This window comes from Micromonospora sp. LZ37, assembly GCF_059359015.1.
In genome coordinates this window covers 211630-236036 of sequence record NZ_JCADBL010000002.1, presented here as the reverse complement: position 1 = coordinate 236036, position 24407 = coordinate 211630, and the positions used below count along the sequence as shown (strand labels likewise).

At 71.4% G+C, this 24407-nt stretch carries 20 protein-coding genes and 1 pseudogene; 17 read left to right on the top strand and 4 right to left on the bottom strand.

The window, feature by feature from the left end; genetic code table 11:
• Positions 1–97 precede the first annotated feature (97 nt).
• Positions 98–472, top strand: coding sequence for a cupin domain-containing protein (locus AC5L3Z_RS05180; RefSeq protein WP_494839933.1), 375 nt, complete (start codon positions 98–100; stop codon positions 470–472).
• A 1500-nt stretch (positions 473–1972) separates the two neighbouring features.
• On the opposite strand, the gene AC5L3Z_RS05175 is transcribed toward AC5L3Z_RS05180, so the two are convergent.
• Positions 1973–3667, bottom strand: coding sequence for an FAD-binding dehydrogenase (locus AC5L3Z_RS05175; RefSeq protein WP_494840611.1), 1695 nt, complete (start codon positions 3665–3667; stop codon positions 1973–1975).
• A 50-nt stretch (positions 3668–3717) separates the two neighbouring features.
• Between AC5L3Z_RS05175 and AC5L3Z_RS05170 the strand changes: the two genes are divergently transcribed.
• Positions 3718–4902 carry a PucR-like N-terminal domain-containing protein gene (locus tag AC5L3Z_RS05170; RefSeq protein WP_494839931.1) on the top strand — a complete coding sequence of 395 codons (1185 nt, stop codon included), beginning with the start codon at positions 3718–3720 and terminating at the stop codon, positions 4900–4902.
• 45 nt (positions 4903–4947) lie between these two features.
• Here the strand turns inward: AC5L3Z_RS05170 and AC5L3Z_RS05165 are convergent, their stop codons facing one another.
• Positions 4948–5709, bottom strand: coding sequence for a FadR/GntR family transcriptional regulator (locus tag AC5L3Z_RS05165; RefSeq protein WP_494839929.1), 762 nt, complete (start codon positions 5707–5709; stop codon positions 4948–4950).
• Between the two features lie 188 nt (positions 5710–5897).
• Here AC5L3Z_RS05165 and AC5L3Z_RS05160 point away from each other — a divergent pair, with 188 nt between their 5' ends.
• From AC5L3Z_RS05160 to AC5L3Z_RS05115, 10 genes and pseudogenes are all read left to right on the top strand, one after another.
• Complete coding sequence (locus AC5L3Z_RS05160; protein WP_494839927.1) at positions 5898–7136, top strand: ABC transporter substrate-binding protein; 1239 nt, start codon at positions 5898–5900, stop codon at positions 7134–7136.
• Positions 7137–7214: 78 nt separating this feature from the next.
• Positions 7215–8153, top strand: coding sequence for a carbohydrate ABC transporter permease (locus tag AC5L3Z_RS05155; RefSeq protein ID WP_494839925.1), 939 nt, complete (start codon positions 7215–7217; stop codon positions 8151–8153).
• Positions 8150–8965, top strand: a complete 816-nt coding sequence (locus AC5L3Z_RS05150) for a carbohydrate ABC transporter permease (RefSeq protein WP_494839923.1) — start codon at positions 8150–8152, stop codon at positions 8963–8965. Before AC5L3Z_RS05155 ends, AC5L3Z_RS05150 begins: the two co-directional genes overlap by 4 nt.
• Before the next feature lie 7 nt (positions 8966–8972).
• The gene (dgoD, locus tag AC5L3Z_RS05145) at positions 8973–10121 is read left to right on the top strand and encodes a galactonate dehydratase (RefSeq protein ID WP_494839921.1); all 1149 of its coding nucleotides are present in this window, start codon (positions 8973–8975) and stop codon (positions 10119–10121) included.
• 2 nt (positions 10122–10123) lie between these two features.
• Complete coding sequence (locus tag AC5L3Z_RS05140; RefSeq protein WP_494839919.1) at positions 10124–10762, top strand: bifunctional 4-hydroxy-2-oxoglutarate aldolase/2-dehydro-3-deoxy-phosphogluconate aldolase; 639 nt, start codon at positions 10124–10126, stop codon at positions 10760–10762.
• Positions 10759–11712 carry a sugar kinase gene (locus AC5L3Z_RS05135; protein WP_494839917.1) on the top strand — a complete coding sequence of 318 codons (954 nt, stop codon included), beginning with the start codon at positions 10759–10761 and terminating at the stop codon, positions 11710–11712. The genes AC5L3Z_RS05140 and AC5L3Z_RS05135 overlap by 4 nt, the downstream gene beginning before the upstream one ends.
• 34 nt (positions 11713–11746) lie before the next feature.
• The gene (gene manD / locus AC5L3Z_RS05130; protein ID WP_494839915.1) at positions 11747–12976 is read left to right on the top strand and encodes a D-mannonate dehydratase ManD; all 1230 of its coding nucleotides are present in this window, start codon (positions 11747–11749) and stop codon (positions 12974–12976) included.
• Between the two features lie 55 nt (positions 12977–13031).
• The gene (locus AC5L3Z_RS05125; RefSeq protein WP_494840610.1) at positions 13032–13538 is read left to right on the top strand and encodes a gluconokinase; all 507 of its coding nucleotides are present in this window, start codon (positions 13032–13034) and stop codon (positions 13536–13538) included.
• Positions 13539–13839: 301 nt separating this feature from the next.
• Positions 13840–15489, top strand: a complete 1650-nt coding sequence (locus AC5L3Z_RS05120) for a hypothetical protein (protein WP_494839913.1) — start codon at positions 13840–13842, stop codon at positions 15487–15489.
• 132 nt (positions 15490–15621) lie between these two features.
• A pseudogene (locus tag AC5L3Z_RS05115) lies at positions 15622–15711 on the top strand (IS5/IS1182 family transposase); the annotation flags it as partial.
• A gap of 87 nt (positions 15712–15798) precedes the next feature.
• Here the strand turns inward: AC5L3Z_RS05115 and AC5L3Z_RS05110 are convergent.
• Positions 15799–16089: a cupin domain-containing protein gene (locus AC5L3Z_RS05110; RefSeq protein WP_494839911.1), complete on the bottom strand. Its 291-nt coding sequence runs from the start codon at positions 16087–16089 to the stop codon at positions 15799–15801.
• Positions 16090–16195: 106 nt separating this feature from the next.
• On the opposite strand from AC5L3Z_RS05110, the gene AC5L3Z_RS05105 reads away from it, so the two are divergent.
• From AC5L3Z_RS05105 to AC5L3Z_RS05085, 5 genes are all read left to right on the top strand, one after another.
• Positions 16196–17092, top strand: a complete 897-nt coding sequence (locus tag AC5L3Z_RS05105; RefSeq protein WP_494839910.1) for a phytanoyl-CoA dioxygenase family protein — start codon at positions 16196–16198, stop codon at positions 17090–17092.
• Positions 17093–17209: 117 nt separating this feature from the next.
• On the top strand, positions 17210–19468 hold the full coding sequence (locus tag AC5L3Z_RS05100; protein ID WP_494839908.1) for an endo-1,4-beta-xylanase: 2259 nt from the start codon (positions 17210–17212) through the stop codon (positions 19466–19468).
• A 60-nt stretch (positions 19469–19528) separates the two neighbouring features.
• A complete protein-coding gene (locus AC5L3Z_RS05095; RefSeq protein ID WP_494839906.1) occupies positions 19529–20725 on the top strand; it encodes a glycoside hydrolase 5 family protein in 1197 nt (398 codons plus the stop codon).
• Positions 20726–21348: 623 nt separating this feature from the next.
• Positions 21349–22194 (top strand): calcium-binding protein, encoded by an 846-nt coding sequence (locus AC5L3Z_RS05090; protein WP_494839905.1) that lies wholly within the window; start codon positions 21349–21351, stop codon positions 22192–22194.
• A 94-nt stretch (positions 22195–22288) separates the two neighbouring features.
• The gene (locus tag AC5L3Z_RS05085; RefSeq protein WP_494839903.1) at positions 22289–23113 is read left to right on the top strand and encodes a calcium-binding protein; all 825 of its coding nucleotides are present in this window, start codon (positions 22289–22291) and stop codon (positions 23111–23113) included.
• A 96-nt stretch (positions 23114–23209) separates the two neighbouring features.
• On the opposite strand, the gene AC5L3Z_RS05080 is transcribed toward AC5L3Z_RS05085, so the two are convergent.
• Complete coding sequence (locus AC5L3Z_RS05080) at positions 23210–24391, bottom strand: helix-turn-helix domain-containing protein (protein ID WP_494839901.1); 1182 nt, start codon at positions 24389–24391, stop codon at positions 23210–23212.
• Positions 24392–24407 lie beyond the last annotated feature (16 nt).

The following is a 24407-nucleotide window of genomic DNA, read 5'->3' as shown; positions in this document are numbered from 1 at the left end:
GTCACAAACAGGACGGACGTCTTGTCCTTCCTGTAGAAACTCTCGTTTGGAGGAATCTATGAGCGCTGAGCAGGCAAACCTGCCGCCAGGCGTTGAGGTGATCACGACTTTGCCGGAGGCGGCGGCTCTGATCCCGGCGGGCGCCGAGGCCAGGACGATCCGGGTCACCCTGTCGCCCGGTGACCCCGGCGCGCCGCCGCACCGGCACCCCGGGCCGGTCTTCGGCTACGTGACCCAGGGCGAGATCCTCTTCGAGCTGGAGGGGCAGCCGCCTCGGGTGCTCAAGGCCGGTGACGCCCTGTTCGAACCCGGGGGCGACGTGATCCACTACCAGGGCGCCAACAACCTTGCGGACGCACAGTCGCAGCTGGTGGTGACCATGTTCGCGCCGCCGGGCACCCCGGTTCTGACCGTGGTCAGCGCGGAGGAGCTGGCCGAACGACGACACCTGCGAGTTACCCAGCCACGATGAGCACCAGGAGATCGGCGGCTCGGGGTGATGGTCGCCCCGGTGCGCCGCGATGGGTGCGACCCGCTAGGCGATACCGAGCGCAAATCAGATGAATCAGTAGCCCGGCTCGCCGCCAGCGGCGAGCCGGGCCGCTGCCTCGGCGGGCGTGTCGTCGTAGCCTGGCCGGGCCAAGAGCACCGCGGTACCGCACCAGGTCTTGCTCTTTGCGCACGCCACACCCTGATTGCGTTGACCCGGCCCCCGGTGACAGCGGCCGGGAATTCGTGCTGTCGCTGGGGCAGGGCCGCGTCCTGTCCTACCAGGTACGTCGCCTCCTTGACCTGTCGAAGGGCTACTCGGGTAATCGGCGGCCGTCTTGGTAGAGCAGCCTGCGGAACCGTGGCCCGCCGCTGCACCTGGTGGCGGGCCACGGTCTCCCCGCGCCGTGATCGTCATGCCCGTTGACGACCAGGCGCGGCGGCTGCCCGCTGCTGCCCAGCACGCACTGGACCGCGGCTACCACGTGACCGCCGTCGCCCCCGGGCAGGGTGGCGCTGCGGCTGGTCCTCAACGGGCAAGCCGCCTTCGTGATCGCGGCGCAGGCCCTCGACCTGCCGGAGGTGCAGATCGCGGACTGACCGCCGCCGGTGGTGCCCCGGCCACGCACCTCTCCGGATGTCGTTCCGCTCCAGCCGCCGCAGGCCACGCAAGCGCATCCCAGGTGCGAGACGTGACGCACCTGGCGACCCCGAGCGCTAGGAGTGATGTGGACCCGTGGCGGTGCTGGAGCTGCGGCCGGTGGTGGCCGATGCCATGGGCCTGCCGACGGTGCCGGCGCGACCGGCGGCGGCTGCGCCGGGACTACCTGCGCCGGGCCGCCGCCCAGGACGCGCTTCGCGACATGACCCGACCAGACCGCGACCAGACGTAACGCCGCACACCCGACCGGCGCATGTAGACCGGGATTCCGGTGCGAGCGTCCAGATGACAGGGGCGGAACACCCGACCCCTCCCCGGCCTGCCGGCGGGTGGTTCCGCCCCTGTCGTACCTGATGGCCATTGGCCAGCGCGAGTACGGCGCCCGGCATGACGACCCCACCGACCGCCGCGAAGACCAGGCGTGCATCCCCGTCCAGCCCACCCCCGAGGCGCCCGCAGGGTCCACCGCACCCTAGCCGGCCAGCCCACCCCCCGCCGGTCGCGGCGCCGCCTGTGGGTCGCCGCCGCCGTGGTGGTCGCGCTGACCTTGGTCGGCGGGGTCGTCCACATGCTCGTGCCGACCGATGAGCAAGAGGCGACCGAGCGCTGCCACGACGCCATCCGGGCAAGCTGTTCTCCCCGTCGACCGCGGTGCTCGCCGAGGACGTGCAGTAGAACAACCCGCGCTGCGGTGTACCGGGCCGTGGGGGATTTGAACGCGCAGAGAGCGCGAGGTTTCGGCCACGGCCGGCGAACTCCCGGGCCATCTGGGCGCCCAGTCCGGCGCTGGCGCCGGTGATCAGGATGTTCTCGCTGCGCCCATCAGCGCACCGCTGCCGCGGCGGCCCGGCCGGCGACGCGGCCGGAGAACAGGCAGCCGCCGAGGAAGGTGCCCTCCAGCGAGTTGTAGCCGTGCATGCCGCCGCCGCCGAACCCGGCGACCTCGCCCGCGGCGTACAGGCCGGACAGTGGTTCGCCGTCGGAGCGCAGGACCCGGCCGGCGAGGTCGGTCTGCAGCCCGCCCAGGGTCTTGCGGGTGAGGATGTTCAGGCGTACGGCGATCAGCGGTCCCGCCTTGGGGTCGAGCAGCCGGTGTGGCGTGGCCACCCGGACCAGCCGGTCACCGCGGTAGGCGCGAGCCCCGCGGATCGCGGTGATCTGGGCGTCCTTGCTGTACGGGTTGGTGATCTCGCGGTCCCGGGCGACGATCGTGCGTTCCAGGTCGGCGAGGTCGATGAGCGGCTCGTCGGTCAGCTTGTTCATGCCGGCGACGAGCTCCGGCAGGGTGTCCGCGACCACGAAGTCGGCCCCGCGCTGCTTGAAGGCCTCGACCGGTGCCGGTGCGCCGGGCCGGATGCGACCGAGGACCTGGCGGATGTCGCGTCCGGTCAGGTCCGGGTTCTGCTCGGAGCCGGAGAGTGCGAACTCCTTCTCGATGATCTTCTGAGTGAGCACGAACCAGCTGTGATCGTGGCCCGTGGTCATCAGGTGTCGCAGCGTGCCCAGGGTGTCGAAGCCGGGGAAGAACGGTGGTGGTAGCCGGCGGCCCTGCGCGTCCACCCACAGCGACGACGGACCGGGCAGGATCCGGATGCCGTGCCCGGGCCAGATCGGATCGAAGTTGCGCAGTCCCTCGACGTAGTGCCACATCCGGTCCGGGTTGATGACGGTGCCCCCGGCGGCCTGCGTGATGCCGAGCATCCGGCCGTCGACGTGCGCCGGCACGCCGGCCACCATGTGCTTCGGCGGGACGCCGAGCCGGGCCGGCCAGGCCTCGCGGACCAGATCGTGGTTGCCGCCGATGCCGCCCGAGGTCACGATCACCACCGGGGCGCTGATCTCGAAGTCGCCCACCCTGACCCGCGAGCTCGACACGCCGCGCGCGACCGAGCTCGGCTCCAGCACGGTGCCGCGGACGCCGGTGACCACACCGGCCGTGGTGACCAAAGCGTCCACCCGGTGCCGGAACCGCAGCTCGACCCGGCCGCGGGCGACGGCTTCGCGGACCCGGCGCTCGAACGGCTCGACCACGCCCGGACCGGTGCCCCAGGTGATGTGGAAGCGCGGCACGGAGTTGCCGTGGCCCTCGGCCCGGCCGTCGCCGCGCTCGGCCCAGCCCACCACCGGGAACAGACGGTGACCCATCGCGCGTAGCCAGGCCCGCTTCTCGCCGGCGGCGAAGTCGACGTAGGCCTCGGCCCACTGGCGCGGCCAGTGGTCCTCCGGCCGGTCGAACGCGGCGCTGCCCAACCAGTCCTGCCAGGCCAGCTCCCGCGAGTCGCGGATGCCCATCCGGCGCTGCTCCGGCGAGTCGACCAGGAACAGCCCGCCGAACGACCAGAATGCCTGGCCACCGAGGTTCTGCTCCGGCTCCTGATCGAGCAGCACCACTCGCGCGCCGCCGTCCGCTGCCTCAGCAGCCGCGACGAGACCCGCCAGTCCACCACCCACCACGATCACATCTGCGTCCACCAGCCCAGCCTTACCGACGTGGGTGCCAAACGGGGAGCCGTACAGTGACGAAAACTGTTCTGCTGTTATCACCGCGGTGACAAATTGAGGTGGCTATGTCGGATCCCGTCGGCGACATCGAGCCCCGGCTCGCCGACCTGGGCGCTCACGTGGGCGAGCACCTGCGGCGCAGCAGGGGAGCGCTGCACGCACGGTTGCTCGACGCGGTCCGCGCGGTGATGCGCTCGCAGGGCCGCTCGCTGACCGGCGACCAGGGGCGCGGGCTGTCCCTGGGCGTGGAGACCGCGGTGACCGAGTTCGTCGAGGCCGTCGCCGACCCGGCCCGCGACCTGGAGCGCACCAGGGCGGTGTTCCGGGCCCTGGGCCGCACCGAGTTCTTCGAGGGCCACCAGGTCGACGCGCTGCGCACCACCCTGACGTTCGGAGCCCGGGAGATCTGGTCGTTCCTGGTCGAGTCCGCCACCGACCGGCTGTCCCCGGACGAGCTCTACGTGCTGGCCGCCGCCCTCTTCGGCTACGTTGACGCCCTCGCCGGGTCAGCGACTGAGGGTTACCTGCAGGCGCAGCAGGACACGTCACTCGACTGGGCCGTGGCCCGTCGGCGACTCGTCACCCTGCTCGTGCAGGCGGATCCGCCGGGCGACACCGTGCTGCGCGCCGCCTCGGAGGCGGCCCGGTGGCCCCTTCCCGCGTCGGTGGCCGTCGCCGCCGTCGACGGCGGCGACGCCGACCACCTGGCACGCGCCGTGGGCGGCGGCACCGTCGCCACGGTGATCGACGACGCCGTACGGCTGGTTGTCGCCGATCCCGAGACGCCCGGGCGCCTCGCCCGGCTGCGGCACGTTCTCGCCGGCCGGCGCGCCGCGCTGGGCCCGAACGTCCCGCTCGCCTCGGCCCGGCAGTCGTACCGTCTGTCCGCGCGGGCCCTGCTGTTGCAGGGCGCCGGACGGTTGCCGGCCGATCACCTGCTGGTCTGCACGGACCACCTGTTCGAGCTGATCACGCAGTGGGAGACAGGGCTCGCCGACCTCCTCGCCGCACAGGAGCTGGCGCCGCTTTCGGATCTGCCGCACGCCACGCGGGAGACCCTGGCCCACACGCTGTACGCCTGGTTGCGCGCCCAGGGCCAGGTGATCCCCACGGCGGCGGCGCTGCATGCGCACCCGCAAACGGTCCGATACCGGCTCCGCACGCTCCGACGGCTCTTCGGCGCGAGGTTGCAGGACCCTGATGCGCGGCTGCGGTTGCACGTCGCCCTGGAACACCGGCTCACCCGCTGAGGCGCATCGTCCGGATCAAGAACAGACTCTGGGTCGGTCGCGTGCTCAGCCCTGACCGGGCTCGCCAGTCTGCTCCCACATCGACTTCATCTCGCCGAACGCCTGCTCCATGATCTGGACCATGGCGGCCCGGGCGCGGTCGCCGTCGTGCCGCTGAATCGCCTGCGCCACGTCGGCGTGCAGTTGGAGAGCCTGCTCGTGGGGGTAGTGCGGCATCAGGTCGTAGTGGTGGCGGCCGGTGAGCACCTCCGCCACCAACTCCTGCAGCTTGACGAACATCTCGTTACCCGAGGCGGCCAGCACCCGCCGGTGGAACTCGATGTCGAGGCGGAGGAAGCGCTCCTCGTCGCCGGCCTTCCCGGCGGCCCACATCTTGGCCGCCAACCCGACGAGATCACTCGCCTCGTCGGGATCGACCCGGCTCGCGGCCAGCCAGGCGGCGTGCGGTTCGACGGCGGTCCGCAGCTCGGTGATGGAGCGCATCTGTGCCATGCGGCCGGCGGAGGCGAGTCGCCAGCGGATCACCTGCGGGTCGAAGACGTTCCAGTCGTTCGCCGGCCGGATCATCACCCCGACCCGCCGACGGGTCTCGATGAACCCCATGGCGGCGAGCACCCGCAGGACCTCGCGGACCACCGAGCGGGACACGCCGTACCGGTCGACCAACACGTCGATGTTCAGGACCGAACCGGGCGCCAACTGGCCGCCGCAGATGGCGGTGCCGAGGTGGTCGAGAACTTGCGCATGCAGCCCGGCCTCGGCAGGGGCCTTTTGGACGGCTGCAGCCTCCGATGAGGACGGGTCCACGCGTTGGAGCATACCAGTTCGAGATCACCTCTTGAATAAATCCGCTTTATCGGCCTAGCATCCGGACGCTAAGCGGATGTAAACACCGAGGCGGCGCTCTACCCCCGGGGCGGCGGCCACGACAAAGGAGAGAGATGGACGTGCGGCGTCGATCGATATTCGGAACTTCTCTGGCCGTGGTTGCCGCCATGGGCCTGTCAGCATGCGGCGGCGGTGACGACAGCGCCGCGTCCAAGACGGTGCGGGTGACCCTGGCGAACCACGTGTGGACGGAGAACATCAAGCAGGCTCTGCCCGAGTTTGAGAAGCAGACCGGCCTGAAGGTCGAGATCACCCAGCTCGGCGAGGACCAGCTCTCTGACCAGTACAACGTCAAGCTGAACGCGGGCTCCAGCGACCTCGACGTGATGATGTACCGCCCCCTGCAGGAGGGGAAGCTGTTCGCCAAGAACAAGTACCTCGCCGACCTGTCCGACGAGGTCAAGTCCAACAAGGACTGGGACTTCAGCGACTTCCAGGCCGGCCCGGTGGAGGCCACCTCATACGAGGACAAGGCCGTGGGCGTCCCGATCATCACCGAGCAGGAGGTCCTCTACTACCGCAAGGACCTGCTGGCCAAGGCCGGTCTGACCGCCCCGCCGAAGACCCTCGACGAGCTCAAGACGGCGGCAGCCAAGGTCAAGGCCGCCGACCCGAGCGTCGCCGGCTTCGTGGCCCGTACCGGCAAGTCGCCGGCGGTCACCCAGTTCTCCAGCTTCCTCTACAGCTTCGGCGGTGACTTCGTCGACAGCAGCGGCAAGGCCTCCGTCAACAGCGAGCAGGCCAAGCAGGCGTACGCCTACTACGGCGGGCTCATCAAGGACCACGGCCCGGCGAATGTCAGCACCGACATGAGCTGGCCGGAGGCGATGGCCATCTTCACCCAGGGCAAGGCCGCCTTCTACACCGAGGCGAACTCGCTCTACAGGAACGCCACCGACCCGGCCAAGTCGAAGGTCGCCGACACCGTCGGGTTCGCGCCCTTCCCGGCCGGCCCGGCCGGTTCGAAGCCCTACAACATCCCCTCCTGGGCGCTGGGCGTCAACGACAGCTCGAAGAACCAGAGCAACGCCTGGAAGTTCGTCGAGTGGGCGACCGGCAAGGAGCAGACGCTCGCGCAGCAGAAGGCCGGCGTGCCGGGCGCGCGTACCTCGGTCTGGGCCAACCCCGAGGGCACCGCGTCCTACCCGAAGGATCTCGTCGAGGCCATCGCCGCCAGCACCAAGGACGGCGTCGGTCACGACCGCCCGCTGGTCAACAAGGTCGCCCAGGCCCGGGAGATCGTCGGCCAGCCGATCGTCGACGCCATCGCCGGCAAGGACGCGGCGGCGGCGGCCGAAACCGCCAACGCGGCGTTCCAGAAGTTCCTGGACGACGAGGCCAAGTAAGCCTGGCGCGGGGGTGGCGGAGCCGAGCGCTCCGCCACCCCCGCCCGGCCCGCCCACCCCGGAGATCTCATGGCAGCAGTGACCACCCCCATCAGACCGCCCCGCGGCGCCTCAGAGACGCCGGCCACGCCGGCGTGGGCCCGCTGGGCCAACCACCACCGCAAGTGGCTCTTCGCGGCGCCGGCCATGGTCTTCGTCGCCGCGCTGATCATCTTCCCGCTGGCCTGGACCGGGTATCTCAGCCTCACTGACGCCGAGGGCTCGGTCCGGGCGGAATCCGAATTCGTGGGCGTCCAGAACTACGCCGAGGTGCTTTCGGACACCGATCGATTCTGGCCCGCCGTCGGCCGGACCGCGGCGTTCACCCTCGTCGCGCTGCTGTTCGAGGTCGTCCTCGGCATGGCGGTCGCGCTGCTGCTGTGGCGGCCGTTCCGGGGTCAGAAGTGGGTCCGGGTCGCCATCCTGATGCCGTTGGTCGCCACCCCGGTCGCGGTCGGCATGATGTGGCGGCTCATCTTCGACCCGAACATCGGTCTGGCCAACCAGATGCTTGGCTGGATCGGCATCGGACCCCAGCCGTGGCTCGCCGGCCAGCACTCGGCTCTGCCCACGGCGATCTTCATCGACGTCTGGCAGTGGACGCCGATGGTCGTGCTGATCCTCCTCGCCGGCCTGAGCTCGCTCTCCGACGAGCCCCAGGAGGCGGCGCGCATCGACGGCGCCAGCAGCTGGCAGCGATTCCGGCACGTCACCCTGCCGCTGGTGATGCCCACCGTGATCGTCGCGATCCTGCTGCGCGGCATCGACGCGCTGAAGACCTTCGACATCCTCTACGCCACCAAGGGCCGCGGCGGCGGCTCTTTCCACGAAGTCGAGACGCTCAACGTGTACGCCTACGGCCTGAGCTTCGACTACAACGAGTACGGCACCTCATCGACGGTCCTCATCATCTTCTTCCTGATCATCATCGGGTCGATGTGGGCCCTGACGTCCCGCAGGAAGGAGGCGCAGCGATGAAGGCCCGCTCCGCCTACCGGATCTTCCGCTTCATCGCGCTCGCCGTCGTGGTGATCGCGCTGCTCGCACCGCTGTTCTGGATGGTCGCCGCGTCGTTCAAGACCAACGTCGACATCTACGACACGGGCAAGGCGATCGTCTTCTCGCCCACCGTGGACAACTACGCCAACGTCCTGACGCAGGCGAACTACGTCCAGTTCATCGGCAACAGCCTCTGGGTGGCCTTCGCGGCCACCGCGCTCTCCCTGCTGCTCGGCGTGCCGGCGGCCTACTCGATGAGCCGCTTCAACATGCGCAAGTCGGCGCTGGTGGTGCTCATGGCGCGGGTCATCCCCGGTGTCTCGCTGCTGGTGCCCTGGTACTACGTCTTCTCCAACCTGCAGATGGTCGGCGGGTTCGGCGTGCTGATCCTCAGCCACATGTTCGTGTCGCTGCCGCTGGTGGTCTACATCATGATGGGCTACTTCGACGGCCTCCCCCTCGAACTCGAGGAGGCGGCGCTCGTGGACGGGTTGACGCACATCGGCGCGTTCCGCCGGATCACGCTGCCGCTCTCGGTGCCGGGCGTGGCCACCGCCGGAATCCTGTCCTTCATCTTCTCCTGGAACAACTTCATGTTCGCCCTGGTGCTCTCCGGCGCCGACACCAAGACCCTGCCCGTCGCGATCTTCGACTTCGTCGGCTACGCCAGCATCGACTGGGGCGGCCTGATGGCGGCGGCCACCGTCGTCACCCTGCCGATCATGCTGATCGCCCTGTTCGTGCAGAAGTACGTCGTCTCCGGGCTCACCGCCGGCGCGACGAAGGGCTGAGGGCACCATGACGACAATCGCCCGCATCGAGACGTTCCTCGTCGCCCCCCGTTGGCTCTTCGTCCGCGTCGAGACCGATTCCGGGATCGTCGGCTGGGGCGAGGCGACCTGCGAGGGGCGCTCCGAAACCGTCCGGGCCGCCGTCGAGCAGCTCGGTGAACTTCTGATCGGCCGGGACGCGCTGCGGATCGAGGACCACTGGCAGGTGATGACCAAGGGCTCCTTCTACCGGGGTGGCCCGATCCTGGCCAGCGCCGTGGCCGGCTTGGACCAGGCGCTGTGGGACGTCGCCGGCAAGCGGTACGGGGCGCCGGTGCACCAACTGCTCGGCGGGCCCGTCCGCGACCGGATCCGCGTCTACGGCTGGGTCGGCGGCGACGAGCCGAACGAGGTCCGTGACCACATCGCCGCGCAGGTGGCGGCGGGCCTGACCGCCGTCAAGATGAACGCCTCCGGGCGGATGAGCCCGATCGCGTCGGTCGCCGAACTGGACGCGGTGGTCCAGCGGGTGGCCGCCGCCCGCGAGGTGCTCGGCGACGAGCGCGACGTCGCCGTCGACTTCCACGGCCGGTTCACCCTCGCCAACGCCCGCCGCGTCGCACCGCTGCTGGAGCCGTACCGGCCGCTGTTCCTCGAGGAACCGGTGGTGCCCGAGAACTCCCACCTCATCGGCGACTTCGTCCGGTCCACCACCACCCCGGTGTCGACCGGCGAGCGGCTCTACAGCCGGCAGGAGTTCCTACCCGTGCTCCAGGCCGGCATCGCGGTCGCCCAACCGGACCTCTCGCACGCTGGCGGCATCACCGAGGTACGCAAGATCGCCGCGCTCGCCGAGGTCTACGACGTGCAGCTCGCCCCGCACTGCCCGCTCGGGCCGATCGCCCTGGCGGCCTGCCTGCAGGTCGGCTTCGCCACGCCGAACTATCTGATCCAGGAACAGAGCATCGGCATCCACTACAACCTCGGCGCCGAGGTGCTCGACTACTGCCTGGACAAGACGCCGCTGACCTTCGTCGACGGGCACGTCGAGCGGCTCACCGCGCCGGGGCTGGGCATCGAGATCGACGAGCAGGCGGTACGCGCGGCCGACAAGCGCGGCCACGCCTGGCGCAGCCCGATGTGGCGGCACCCCGACGGCTCTTACGCGGAATGGTGACCATGACCCTCGACCTGACCACCGAACTCGCCGCGGCCCGCGTACTGGCGGTCATCCGCGGCACCGACACCGCCGCCGCGGTCGCCACCGGCGTCGCGCTGCTGGAGGAGGGCGTACGCATCGTCGAGGTGGCCCTCACGACGCCGGGTGCGATGCACGCCATCGAGGCCATCCGCGCGGCCGCGCCCGCCGAAGCGCTGGTCGGCGCGGGAACGGTGCTGACCGTCACCGACGTTGCCGACGTGATCGCCGCCGGGGCGCAGTTCATCGTCACCCCGGCCGTCGTCGAGTCCATCCCCGAGGCGGTGCGCCGCGGACTCCCGGTCGCCGCCGGGGCGCTCACCCCGACCGAGGCGTACACGGCCGTGCGGATGGGGGCGTCCGCCGTGAAGCTCTTCCCGGCGGCCCTCGGCGGGCCGGCGTACCTGAAGGCGCTGCGCGACCCGTTCCCGGACATTCCGTTCGTCGCGGTCGGCGGGGTGGGCCTGGCCGCGATGCCCGCATATCTGAGCGCCGGGGCGATCGCCGTCGGCGTCGGCGGCCCGCTGGTCGGGGACGCCGCCTCCGGCGGTGACCTCGACGGGCTGCGCCACCGGGCGCGGGCCTATCTGGCGGCGGCTGCCCGCCAGCCGGCCTCATGACCGCGGTCGACCTGCTCACCTTCGGCGAGGCGCTGGTGGCGCTGCGGGCGGCCGGCCCGCTGGCCGTCGGGGGTGCCCTGACCATGCACTTGGCCGGCGCGGAGTCGAACGTCGCGATCGGCTTGGCCCGGCTCGGCCACCGGACCGCCTGGGTCGGCCGGGTCAGCGACGACGAGTTGGGCGAGTACGTGCTGCGGCAACTGCGCGCCGAAGGCGTACGCGTCGACGGCGTGACCACCGATCCCGCGCGGCCCGCCGGTCTGATGTTCGTGGAACGGCGTACCGCCGACCTGACCCGGGTGCGGTACCACCGGGCTGGCTCGGCCGGATCGGCCCTGCGCGTCGAGGATGTCCGCAAACCGATCGCCGACGGCGCCCGGGTGCTGCATCTGACCGGGATCACCCCGGCGCTGTCCGACAGCGCCCGCGAGGCCGTCACCTGGGCGGCCGAGACCGCGTCCCGGTCCGGGACGCTGGTCTGTCTCGACGTCAACTACCGGGCCCGGCTCTGGACCCGGGAAGCGGCCCGCGCGGTGCTCACACCGCTGGCCACGTCCGCCTCGGTGATCATCGCCTCCGCCGACGAGCTGGACCTCGTCGACGAGCCCGGGGCGGACGAGTCCACCGTCGTGGCTCGCCTGTTGGCGCGCGGCGTGGAGACCGTCCTGGTCAAGCTCGGCGCCGACGGCGCGCGGGCCTACACCCGCCAGGGCGTCCGGCATGTTGCGGCGGTGCCGGTGACCGCGGTGGACACGGTCGGCGCCGGTGACGCGTTCAGCGCCGGTTACCTCTCCGGGCACCTCGACGGACTCGACCTCGACGGCCGCCTGCGCCGCGCGGCGATCCTGGGTGCCTTCGCCGTCGCCGGTCACGGCGATTGGGAGGGCCTGCCGCGCCGCGCCGAACTATCCCTCCTCGACGGACACGAAACCGGAAGCACCATCCGCTGAACCCGCCCAGGGCGGCACCTGAGAAAGGCACCTCGTGAAGATCGTCGCAGCGGATGTCATCGTATCCAGCCCTGACCGCAACTTCGTCACCCTGAGGATCACCACGGATGAGGGGGTCACCGGCCTGGGCGACGGCACCCTCAACGGGCGGGAACTGGCCGTCGCGTCGTACCTGCGCGACCATGTCGTCCCGCTGTTGATCGGGCGGGATCCGCACCGCATCGAGGACACCTGGCAGTTTCTCTACCGCTCGGCGTACTGGCGGCGCGGGCCGGTGACCATGGCGGCGATCGCGGCCGTGGACGTCGCGCTCTGGGACATCAAAGCCAAGGCCGCTGGCATGCCGCTCTACCAGCTGCTGGGCGGCGCGTCGCGGACCGGCATCATGGCGTACGGCCACGCCTCGGGTCGGGACATCCCCGAGCTGTTCGACTCGATCCGCAACCACCTCGATCTCGGCTACCGGTCGATCCGGATCCAGACCTCGGTCCCCGGTATCAACGCCGTCTACGGGGTGGCCGCGCAGCCCAGCGCCGACGGCAAGCGGTACGACTACGAGCCGGCGCAGCGCACCCCGCTGCCGGCCGAGGAGGACTGGGACACCCGCTCCTACATGCGTCACCTGCCCGGCGTCTTCGAGGCGGTACGCAACGAATTCGGGCCCGAGCTTCCGCTGTTGCACGACGGTCACCACCGGATGACTCCGATCCAGGCCGCCAGGCTCGGCAAGGATCTCGAACCGTACGACCTGTTCTGGCTCGAGGACTGCACTCCGGCGGAGAACCAGGAGGCGCTGCGGCTGGTACGACAGCACACCACCACGCCGCTGGCGATCGGCGAGGTCTTCAACACCGTGTGGGACTACCAGACGCTCATCCGGGAACAGCTGATCGACTATGTCCGTTCCGCGGTCACGCACACCGGGGGCATCACGGCCATGCGCCGACTGCTCGACTTCGCCGCGCAGTACCAGATCAAGTCCGGCATCCACGGTCCGACCGACATCTCACCGGTCGGCATGGCCGCCGCCCTGCACCTCGACCTGGCCATCCACAACTTCGGCATTCAGGAGTACATGCCACACGGGCCCCTGACCAACGAGGTCTTCCGGCAGTCCTTCACGTTCGCCGACGGCTACCTCCATCCGGGCGATCAGCCGGGGCTGGGCGTCGAGCTCGACGAGGAGACCGCCGGCCGGTTCCCGTACCTGCCGGCCTACCTGCCGTTCAACCGCCTCAAGGACGGGACCGTCCATGACTGGTAGGCACCGTGCCGCTCCCGCGTCCAGCCGCCGGTACCCGCCCCGACATGTCGTCGTGATGGGCGTGTCCGGGGCGGGCAAGACGACCGTGGCCAGGGGGATCAGCGACCTGACCGGCCTGACCTTTGCCGAGGCCGACGAGTTCCATTCCGAGGCGAATGTGGCGAGGATGCGATCCGGCGTACCCCTCGACGACGCCGCCCGCTGGCCCTGGCTCCGCGCCCTTGCTGCCTGGATGGCCGGCCGTGACGCCGAAGGCGTGTCGACGGTGATGGCCTGCTCGGCGTTGAAGCGGTCCTACCGGGAGGTGCTCCGGCAAGGACCACCAACCTTGGACTTCCTGCACCTTGACGGGACGGCGGAGGTCATCCGGGAGCGGATGGCCCAGCGCGCCGGGCACTACATGCCGGCAAGCCTCCTGGACTCCCAGCTGGCCATCCTCGAGCGGTTGCAGCCGGACGAGCCGGGTCTGGTGCTCGAGGTCTCGCTGCCTCCGCACGAGCTCGTGTCGGCCGCAGTCGACCGTCTCGGTCTGTCTGCCGGAGCCGCCGCCGTAGGCGGGTAGCCGCTGTGGGGACCGGGTGGTTCCGCGGCGGGAGCACTGTCGATGAGGGCGCAGTATCCGCCGGGTGCTGCGGCCTCAGTGCCGCGCTGCATGACCGGACCTCACCGCGGGAGGGGTCATTCAATGCGCTCAGCGTGGTGTCTGAGAATCTCCAATCCGGCCCGCGACCTTGTAGCATGCGGCGGACGACGGCCGGCAGCTGGAGCGCGGCTCTGGCACGACTCGGTGGGCGGCTCTGCCGGGTCGGGCGGCCGCGGCGCCGGTCAGGCCGGGGTCGGAGTGAGAGAGGAACCTGCTCGGCGTGTTCCAGGAACCGGACCGGACCCGGATGACCGGAGGAAATTCAGTTGGCGGGGCGCCGGGCGCCGACCCGCCGGAGGCGTGGGACGCCGGCCTGGCCAAGGCCGTGCGGCACGTCGCCGTGCTGCGTACCGGGTTCTATGTCGTCGTGCTGCTGGTTGCGCTCGGCGGCCAGGTGTCCGGGGCGATGGAACGGCTCGGCATGCCGTGGTACATCGCCCTTCCCGCCGTCGGGGCATTGGAGCTGGGCGGCGTCGTGGTGCTGGCCAACGCCGACGTACGCCGTCGACTGGGCGAACCGGCGATCCTGTCCCGCGTGCTGTCGGCCGGTATCGCCGTCGCCGCGGTCGCCTTCAACTGGCTGGCGCACAGCAACCACCTCGAAGGCGGCTTCTACGCGGGCATGTCCCTGCTCGGTTATCTGGTGTGGCTGATGAACACCGGGAACCAGCGGCGTGACCGGCTGCGCGCCAGGCAGCAGCTTCCACCCACGACGCCGGCCTACGAGCCGGTCGGGCACTGGTTGCGACACCCGTGGCTGACCCGCCGTGCCCGCTCGCTGGCCAAGGCCCACCCCGGCCTCGGGCTGTACGGCTCGCTCGACGCGGCCCGCGCGCAGATCCGCGCCGAGCGGCGGCAGGCGGCGCTGAGCAAGGTGTTGCACCGCAAGGTCAGCCGAGCGCTGGACCCCACCACCGCGGACATCGCCGTGGCGGTGTACGACCTCGACGAGATCGCCCGGCGGCTGGCAGAGCAGGCGGACTACGACGGCCTCACCGCACTGATCGCCGCCGATCTGGCACCTGCGCGCGTGCTGGCCGGGAACCTGCCGGCGCGCGAACGCCGCAGGCGGTGGCGTCGGAGCGGTCAACCCGAACCGGCCGCACTGGCCTCGGCCGCGCGGCTGCTCGCCGCCGCGCCGGACCCGGTCACGGACGTGGCCCTCGTAGCTCCTGCGGCGGACGCGGCCTCCGCCGGCTCAGCGCGGCCAGAGCCGGCCGGGGACGCCGTTCAGCAGGCCGGTGCCACTGGGCAGACGGGAGACGGTGCCCAGCCTCCGGGATCGCAGCGATCCCGGACGGCGGCGCCGGAGCGCACCGACCGACAGCCGGAGCGGTCCGAAAGCACCTCGACCACCGACCAGTCCGACCCGCCCCGCGCCTCGGACTGGGCGGCGCTGCACGCGGAGATCGCCCCGCTCCTGCCGGCAGCCGCCCCGCGTCGAGCGCCGCGCAACACCGCAGGCCGGTCGGCGACCAGCCGGGCGGAGGCACCGTCGACCACGGACACGCCGGGCTCCGTCGTGCAACCGGCCGACACCGCGCCGTCGGCACCGACCCGCGGCGCGGCAGCGACACCGCGAACCCCGACGGGACGGGCACGTGTCGCCCGGGTCGCCGACCCGGTGGGCGATCCCGTGCCGATCGCGGCAGTAACCCGAGAGCTACCACTGGTGACCGGGCGGGACCTGCCGGACCTGGTGGACACCGCGGCGAGCCGGACCACGGCACCCGTCGCGGCCCCCGACGCCGGGGAAGGGACCAGCCAGCAGCGATCGGCTCCGCGATCGCGGCAGCGCCCGGTGGGACGACGGGGCCCGGCGACCGGGCTCGGAGATCGTCCTGGGCCGGTCGAGCATCCGGTCGGCTGAGGCCGGTCGGCCCGGACCGAAACCCGTGCCGTACCCCAAACCGGACCGCGCGACCGGGACGGACCCCTACATCACGGCGGACAAGCTCCGCGAGGTCTCTGCCACCGACCCGCCAACGTCCACCACCACGGTGAGGCCATCGGCCGATCCCGCGGCGGCCTGAGCACGAAGATCACCTGGCCCGTTGATGGTCGTGGCCGGCCGTTGTCGATCCTGCTCACTACAGCGGCCGCTCGGCCGACCACTGTCCGAAGCGTCCGGTCGGCGGACCCTGCGGCACCACCACCGGCCAGCCGCGCACCGAGCGCTTCAGCACCGCCCGGTCGAGCCCCAGGACAGCACGGTGTTCAACGGCAGGTTGGTCCACCAGACGCGCGCGTCGGGCGTCGTCCTCAGGAGCTGGTGCGGGATGGCCGCCCAGAACAGCGCCGTCGTACCCGCCCACAGCTCGACGTGACGCCCGCCGAACAGGTACGCCAGACCGCCCTCCTCGACGATGTTGATATCGATGTCCTGGTGCCGGTGTGCCCGGCTCGTGACCTTCGGCGTGCCCTCGCAGCAGGAGAGGCCGAGGTCGTGCTCCCACAGTGACAGGGTCATCTGAACATTCGGGAAAGAGTGATGATCTGCGGCGAAGGTTTACCTGCCGTCTCAGCCTACGCTCCATTGTGAAACATCATTGAATCATTGGACGACGGAGGACGTCATGTCATATCGCCTGACCGACGACGATGTCCGACTCTTCGACGAACAGGGTTTCCTGATACTGCGCGGCCGAATTCCCACCCCGCTGCTCGACCGCCTGCGGAATGCCGCACAGGAGTGGGTCAGTGCCGGGCGTGCCGAGCCGGCGGACACTTCCCAGCGATCCGACTACCAGTTCGTCGACCGTCCGGAAGGCAGAACCCTGTTCCGGGTCGACTACCTGCACGCAAAGGGGGAGCCGGCGTCCCTCGAACTGCTCGGCGCACCGCAGTTGCTGGGCATCGCCGAAAGCCTCGCCGGGCCCGCCTTCGTGCCGACCTACGAGTCACTGGTCTTCAAGGAGGAGGGCGACGGCGCCGCCATCCCCTGGCACCAGGACGCCGTCCACCCGCGCAACCACCGCATCTTCAACATCGATGTCTACCTCGACGAGTCCCACCGGGACGAGGGTGCGCTACGGGTGCTGCCCGGCAGCCAACGCCGGCCGGCGGACATCTGCGCCCTCACCGAGGCGTACGGCTGGCAGGTCCCCGGCGCGGTGCCGGTCGAGCTGGCGCCCGGGGACGTGCTGGTGCACGACGTCATGCTCGTGCACGGATCGGCGCCGGTCACCGGGAATCGGCTGCGGCGCACGATCTACTACGAGTTCCGATCGGCGGAGCAGATCCTGGCGGAGGGGCCGTGGGACGCCGACTGGGTGCAGCGGCGCCTGCGACTCATTCCCCTCGCCCTGAGCGAGTACGCCCGCCGCAATCCGGGGCGGCCGGGCTTCTCCTGGCGGATACCCGACCGGCTGCGCCCCGCCCCGGCCGGCGACGCGGCCACCGAGCTGCGCATCGCCCACACGTCCCACACCCCCGGATCGCACTGCAGCGCCGGGGACGTGCCCGCCCCCTGATCGTCGGCAGGCGTACTGCCGGCGCCACCGGTCCGCGGCGGCCTCGCGGAGCCGCAGATACCCGGTCCTCGGTTCCGGTGCGGCGACCCTTCTCTTTCCGAAAGGACAGGTGACGGCGTGACGCCGACCCCCTCGACCTCGCCCCGCCCGCAGCGATCCCCGTACCGCCGGCGGCTGTCCCTCGTCGCCGCTGGCGCCGCCGCCCTGATGGCCCTGGGCGGGCTCCCCGCCGTGGCCGCGCAGCAGAGCGCCACGTCCCCCGGCGGCCCCACCCTGCGCCATCTCGCCGACAGTCGTGGGCTGCGCATCGGCGCCGCGGTGGACGCCGGCCCCGTGCTCGCCGCCGACGCCCCCTACGTCACGACGCTCACCGCGCAGTACAACCACGCGACCACCGCGAACGCGCTCAAGTGGGACCATCTCCGGCCGACCCGCGACTCCTGGAACTTCCGGGAGGCCGACGAGATCGTCGAGTTGGCCCTCACCCGGGGCATGACGGTGCACGGGCACACGCTGGTCTGGCACCACCAGCGGGCCACCTGGGTGAACGCGATCACCAGCGAGGCCGAGGCGCGCGCGGTGCTCGAGGAACACATCAAGACGGTGGTCGGAAGGTACAAGGGCCGGATCAAGGTCTGGGACGTCGTCAACGAGGCCACCGGCGACAACGGCAACCGCCGCTCGACCAGCGAATCGGTCTGGGAGCGGCTGATCGGCCCGGAGTACGTCGAGCTGGCCTTCCGCTGGGCCCACGAGGCCGACCCGGACGCCGTCCTGCAGTACAACGACTACGGCGCCGAGGAAATGGGCATCAAGGCGAACGCCGTGTACGCCCTCGTGAAGGACCTGCGGGCCCGGGGCGTGCCGGTGCACGCGGTCGGCTGGCAACTGCACGCGAAGTACGGCTGGCGGATCACCGACGCGCACTGGCGTAACGCGAACCGCCTGGCCGCGCTGGGCGTGCGGTTGTCGATCACCGAGTTCGACTACGGACTGCCGGTGCCGGTCACCGCGGAGAAGCTGGCCGACCAGGCCCGCGCCTACCGCGAGGTGGCCGAGTTCTGCCTGGCGCAGCCCGCCTGCACCGCGCTGACCACCTGGGGCTTCACCGATGAGCACTCCTGGATCCCCGGCGAGCGCCCGGACCACGACGCGGGGCTGCCCTTCGACCGCGCCTACCGCGCCAAGCCGGCCTTCCACGCCCTGCGGGACGCGCTCGGCGCCACGGCGACCACCGCGCCGGCCGCCCCGCGCATCCTGGACACGGTGGGCGCCGACGGGCGGGTCACCCTCGGCTGGCGGGGCGTACCCGGCGCCGAGGAGTACACCATCCGCTACGGCACCTCGCCGACCCGGCTCACCGGCAGCGTCACCGTCGGCCGGGCCACCACCCACACGGTCATCGGCCTGGCCGGCCGCACCGTCCACCACTTCAGCGTGACCGCCGGCAACGCCCTCGGCGACGGACCCGCCTCGGCCACCGTCACCTCGACGCCGACGGCGGCCCGGGCCGGACGCCCGAGCCTGACCGTGGCCGCGACGGACACCCGGGCCCTGCTGCTGCGCTGGAGCCGCGCCTCCCACACCACCGGCTACACCGTGGAGTACGGCCGGGTCACCGACGGCGGCTTTCCCGTCCGCGTCGACGTCGGGAACCTCACCCGCTACCGGCTCACCGGCCTGACCGACGGCACCGCGTACCAGGTGCGGGTGGTCGCCCACAACGGCAACGGCGAGGGCCGACCGTCGACACCCGGCACCGCCACCCCGGCGCTACCACGCACCCCGAAGCTGTCCTCTCTCCAGGCGACCGCCGCGGTCACCGTGGACGGCGTGCTCGACGAGGCCGACTGGCGGCTGACGACCCCGGTCGCCGAGACCGTCCTCGGCACCACCGACAACACCGCACGGGCCGGCTTCACCTGGGACGACACCTATCTGTACGTAGCTGTGCAGGTCACCGACGGCACCCTGCACCGGGATTCGCACGACGCCTACGACGACGACGGCGTCGAGATCCACCTCGACGGCGACAACGACCGGGCGCAGGCGTACGACCCCCTGACGGACCGGCAGTTCTTCAAGCGCTGGAACGACCCCGGCCTTACCGAGGCCCGCGGCAACACCGCCGGGGTGCGACACGCCTGGGCGCCGCGCCCCGGTGGATACGCGGTGGAGCTGGCCGTGTCGTGGAGCTCCATCCAGGTACGTCCCGGCCCGGACACCACCATCGGCATCGACGTGGGCGTCAACGACGACGACGACGGGGTCACCCGGGAGGGGCAGCTGGTGGCGTTCGGCACCGAGGCGAACTGGCAGGACCTCAGCGCGGTGGCGGAGCTGACCCACATCGCGCGGGGGGCCGCCCTGCGGTGACCCGGGCTCGCCGCCGACACCGCGCCCACGCACCCGATGGCCACCGCGAGGGGGTGACACGTGACTGATCGACAGGCGGCCGGGCCACGCTTCGGTGTCAACTACGTGCCCAGCCGGAACTGGTGGCACTGCTGGCTGGACTGGGACAGCGGCTCGATCCTGGCGGACCTGCGGGCCGTCGCCGGCCTCGGCCTGGACCACATCCGCGTCCAGCTGCTGTGGCCGGTGTTCCAGCCCGATCCCACGGTGGTCAACCCGGCCGCCCTCGACCGCCTCGGCGAGCTGCTGGACCTGGCCGACCGGCCCGACGTCGGCCTGGACGTCTCGGTCACCGTGCTCGACGGGTGGCTCAGCGGGTTCGTTTTCGCACCGGCCTGGCTCAAGGGCCGCAACATGATCACCGACGACGGTGTGGTGACCGCGGAGCTGCGCCTGCTCGACGCCCTCGCCGCGGCCATCGGCGGGCACCCCCGGTTTCTCGGCTTCGACCTGGGCAACGAACTGTCCGTCATCAACGGCGACGTCGCGCCGGACGACGGCGACCGGTGGGCCGCCCGGATGCTGGCGCACTGCGAACAGCTCGCGCCGGGGCGCCTGCACGTCAACGGCCACGACCACCAGCCGTGGTTCGAGGGCCGTACCTTCTCACCGGCCGGAGCGGCCACGGCCGGCGGCGCCAGCGTGTTCCACACCTATCCGTTCTGGACGGGCGCGCTGGAACGGTACGGGGTCGACGGGACCGGCACTCGGCATCTGGGCGAGTACATGGTCGAGCTGGCCGCCGCCCATGCGAGCGACCCGCACCGGCCCCGGTGGCTGCAGGAGTTCGGCGCCTCGCCGGTGGAACGCCCGCCGGACTCGATCCCGGACTGGGCCGAGTCCCTCGTGCGCAACACCCTGTCCTCCGCCGACGTCTGGGGGTGCACCTGGTGGGGCAGTCACGACATCGACCGCCGGTTCACCGGCTTCCACGAGTACGAGTACGACCTGGGCCTGCTGACCGTCGACAACGACGTGAAGCCGACCGGTGAGCGCCTGCGGGCACTCGTCGCCCGGTGGCGGGCGGCGCCTCCCCGGCCGGCCCGGCGCCGCACCGCGCTGGTGCTCGACGACCCGCACCGGGCCGGCCTGGAGTTTGCCGACCGCTTCTTCGCCCTGATCGACGAGGGCATCCGCCCGGCGATCGTCACCCGTGACCGGGCCACCGACGCCGATCACCTGGCCGGTCGCGGCATCGACCAACTCGTCGGCCGCTGACGGGGCCGGCCCCGGTGACGGAGCGGCCCAGGTCAGACAGGTCGGCTGGCACCGGAGGGGGGCGAACCCTGGGTACCGATGCAATGACGACCAGGGACAGGGGAGGAGGCGCGTGCCGGTGGCGACGATGAGGACGAGCCGCCGCCGCGGCCGGCTCGGCGTGCCGGTCGGCGCATGACCAGGAGGGCCACGGCGGCCCGACAGTGAACGTGCGGCTGCACTGGGCGCGCAGCGGCGCCTGCAGGCCGCGCAGCGGGCCGGGGACGTCACCGCGCTCGACGAACTGCTCGACGACCGCCCGGGTGCCATCGGCTCCGACGGCGCCCGGCACACCGAGCAGGACGACCCGGCGATTCCGTTCCCGACGGTCGGCTGCGTAATCGGTATGCAGAGCGGTAGGTCGATCCGAGCGCCCTGTGTCAACCCGACCGGCGACACGATGGCTCCATCAATACGCAGATGAATATAGTCGCAGCGTATCCGGAGAGCGTCGGTTATCAATTGACGTGAAATTCATGAAGGCAACAATGGTGTCATCGGATAATTGTTTCCGGGCCCTTGTCTCCGTGGTTCCGTGCCCCGAGCATCGTCGGTGACACCTTCGCTTTCCACCGGTGTCCTCGATGTTCCAGGAGGGAACCACGATGTTTCCGAAACGCCGGTCCGCGCTGTTCGGCGCGGCGTTCAGCGCGGCCGTTCTGGGGATGCCCGCCGCATCGGCCCAGGCCGCGGACGCCCTCGCCGACGGCAGCACGCTCGTCAACCGCACGGGGTCCGTGCTCACCGTGACCGCGGGGGTCAACCGGGCCAACGACATCACGGTCCGGCTGGTCGGTACCACGTACGTGATCACCGACCAGGTCGAAGGAGTGAGCGCCGGCGGGGCCTGCACCCAGGTCGGCGCGGAGGCCCGCTGCCCCGCCGCCGGGACCACCGAACTCGTCGTCAACGCCGGCAACCTCGACGACCGCGTCACTGTCGACCCCGGCACGTCCGCCCCCGTCGGCGCGTCCCTGCAGGGGGGATCGGGCAACGACCGACTGGTCGCCGGAGCCGGCAACGACACCCTCGACGGGGAGGAGGGCGTCGACACGCTGCTCGGCGCCGGCGGGAACGACACCCTCAACGGCGGCACGGGCGGCGACTCGGCGTTCGGCGGTGCCGGCAACGACAGCGTCGGCGGCCAGGAGGGAGCCGACTCGCTGCAGGGCGGCGACGGCAACGACGTGGTCGAGGGCGGCGGGGGAGCCGACCAGGTCGCCGGCGACGGCGGAGACGATCTGCTCGACGGTGGGGTCGGCAGGGACCGGGTGGCCGGCGGCGTCGGCCGGGACACGCTCCTGGGCGGTGGCGGCGACGACGTCCTCGACGGGATCGACGGACTCGGCGGCAACGACCGGCTCTTCGGCGGGGCGGGCACCGACACCTGCTTCGCGGACCCGGGTGATCCGGCCAACGAGTGCCCCTGACCGGCCGGGGTGCCGGGCCGGTGACCAGCCGGCGCCGCACCCGGCAGGGAGCCCGCCTGACAACCGTCACACCGATCGACAGGGAGTTCATGCCATGAATGCCAGGAAAAAGATGCTCGTCGTGACGGCAACGGTTCTCCTCGGCCTCGGCCAGGCGGTGGCGGCTGGCGGCCCGGCCGGCGCCGTCGACCGCGACCACGGGCAGGGCACCGTCTCGGCGGACGCTGCGACGGTCGCCGCTGTGGAGGGCACCGTGGTGCGGCAGGTGGGCGACGCCGTCCTCATCGACGCCCGGCCCGGCGTCGTCAACGAGATCCGCATCCGGCGCCAGGGGCAGAGCCTCGTCGTGTCCGACCAGGGGGACCAGGTGCTGGCGGTGGCGCCCTGCGTGGCCGACGGCAACAGGGCCGTCCGCTGTCCGCTGCCGGTCGCGCGCATCTCGGTGGAGAGCGGAGACCTGGACGACGACATCCGGGTCGCGGCGAACGTGGACATCGCCGGCACGCTGGACGGCGGTAGCGGCGGAGACGTCATCGAGGGTGGACCGAAGGACGACCACATCGTCGGCGACCCCGCCGTGGCCACGGCCGGTGGTCGGTTGCTGGCCACCCCCGGCAACGACACGATCATCGGCGGGCCGGGCAACGACACCCTCGACGGCCTCGGCGGCAACGACACCATCTCGGGCGGCCCGGGCAACGACACGCTGCTCGGCAACACCGGGAACGACACCCTGCGCGGGGAGAGCGGCAACGACACCCTCAACGCCGGTACGGGCAACGACAGCCTCGACGGCGGAACCGGCAACGACACCCTCGACGGCGTCGACGGCGTGGCGGCCAACGACTCCCTCGACGGGAACGTCGGCTTCGACACCTGCACCTCCGACACCTTCGACCCGGTCGTCAACTGCCCCTGACCGCACGACGCGGTTCCCACCCGCCCCCGTGGCAGGTGGGAACCGCGTCGTGTCGGGTGACCGCGCCGGCGGCTACAGCCGTGCCGGACCCGGAGGTCACGTCTCGGACAGCCAGCCGCGCTCGTGGGCGCGCCACCCCAGCTGCAGGCGCGACTGCGCCCCCGCGGTCTTCATCAGGTGCTGCATGCGGCGTACGACGGTGCGCCGGCTCATTCCGAGGCGAGCCCCCGCCGCCTCGTCGGTCATCCCGGCGACCAGCAGGGACAGCAGTCTGCGGTCCTCGTCGGAGATCTCGCCGAGCGCGGTGGGCGCGCCGTCGCCGGACAGCGCCAACGGGCTCGCCGCCGCCCACGCCCCCTCGAAGAGCGCGACGAGCGCTTCGAGCAGCGCGCACGGATGCACCAGCACCGCCGCGTCCTGTGCGGCGTCCGTCCAGACCAGGGGGAGCAGGGCCAACGTGTGGTCGGCGATGGCGAGCTTCGTCGGCACGGTCGGTGCGAGGCGCGCCAGTTCGCCGGTACGAACATGCTCTGCGGTCGCCGCCAGGATGGCCGGATCGGCGAGGGAGTCGATGGTGTAGACGACGCGGTAGGTGACCTGCGACGCCCGTTCCATCTGCACGTTGTTGACCTGTTTCACGGCCGCGTACGGCGGTGCCACCAGCAGGCGCACCTCCGCCCTGGCGACTCGCTGCACCCGGTCGAAGGCACGCTGCACGCTCGCCTGGCCCTGAACGATCTCGACCAGCTCACCCGTACGCCGTCCGGCGGTGCGGCCCCGGGTCTGGGCCGCCAGCGTGTGAGCCGCCTCGCGGATCCGATCCAGTTCGGCGTGCCGGCGCTGAATCAGCTGGTCGATCGCCTCGTCGGGCGGAACCGGCACGACCAGTCCGTGCGGCGGTGGCGTGCGGTGCACCATGCCCTTTCGCTGCAGGCCGCCCACGGCGCGGCTGATCTGAGTGGCGGCGCGTCCCGTGCGTCTGGCGAGCTGCTCGACGGTGGCACCGCCGTGCCGCAGCAGTGCGAGGTAGGCCGACTCCTCGGCAGCGGTGAGTCCGGCGGATTCAAGCAAGGCAGGGACCTCCCACTGGGCGGTGCGGGACCGGCGGTTCGGTGGTGGACGGTGCTGGTCAACCGACGGCGGCGCATCTGAGCCAGTGCCCATCTGCGCCGTGAATTGATCTAGCCCGGGGTGGCGCCAAGTGTGACACTCTGCCGAGTTCATCTCCGCGATGACCCGGCCGGACCGCGGTCGGCAGGTGGCCAGTCGTGACGTCACGACAAGATCGGGGCTA

Bases quoted from the DNA above. Each gene is read 5' to 3' on its own strand.
- AC5L3Z_RS05125 (WP_494840610.1), top strand. From the start codon at position 13,032: ATGGGCGTGTCCGGGGCGGGCAAGACGACCGTGGCCAGGGGGATCAGC.
- AC5L3Z_RS05105 (WP_494839910.1), top strand. From the start codon at position 16,196: ATGTCATATCGCCTGACCGACGACGATGTCCGACTCTTCGACGAACAG.
- dgoD (WP_494839921.1), top strand. From the start codon at position 8,973: ATGACGACAATCGCCCGCATCGAGACGTTCCTCGTCGCCCCCCGTTGG.
- AC5L3Z_RS05135 (WP_494839917.1), top strand. From the start codon at position 10,759: ATGACCGCGGTCGACCTGCTCACCTTCGGCGAGGCGCTGGTGGCGCTG.
- AC5L3Z_RS05150 (WP_494839923.1), top strand. From the start codon at position 8,150: ATGAAGGCCCGCTCCGCCTACCGGATCTTCCGCTTCATCGCGCTCGCC.
- AC5L3Z_RS05110 (WP_494839911.1), bottom strand. From the start codon at position 16,089: ATGACCCTGTCACTGTGGGAGCACGACCTCGGCCTCTCCTGCTGCGAG.
- AC5L3Z_RS05160 (WP_494839927.1), top strand. From the start codon at position 5,898: ATGGGCCTGTCAGCATGCGGCGGCGGTGACGACAGCGCCGCGTCCAAG.
- AC5L3Z_RS05090 (WP_494839905.1), top strand. From the start codon at position 21,349: ATGTTCCAGGAGGGAACCACGATGTTTCCGAAACGCCGGTCCGCGCTG.
- AC5L3Z_RS05140 (WP_494839919.1), top strand. From the start codon at position 10,124: ATGACCCTCGACCTGACCACCGAACTCGCCGCGGCCCGCGTACTGGCG.
- AC5L3Z_RS05085 (WP_494839903.1), top strand. From the start codon at position 22,289: ATGAATGCCAGGAAAAAGATGCTCGTCGTGACGGCAACGGTTCTCCTC.
- AC5L3Z_RS05170 (WP_494839931.1), top strand. From the start codon at position 3,718: ATGTCGGATCCCGTCGGCGACATCGAGCCCCGGCTCGCCGACCTGGGC.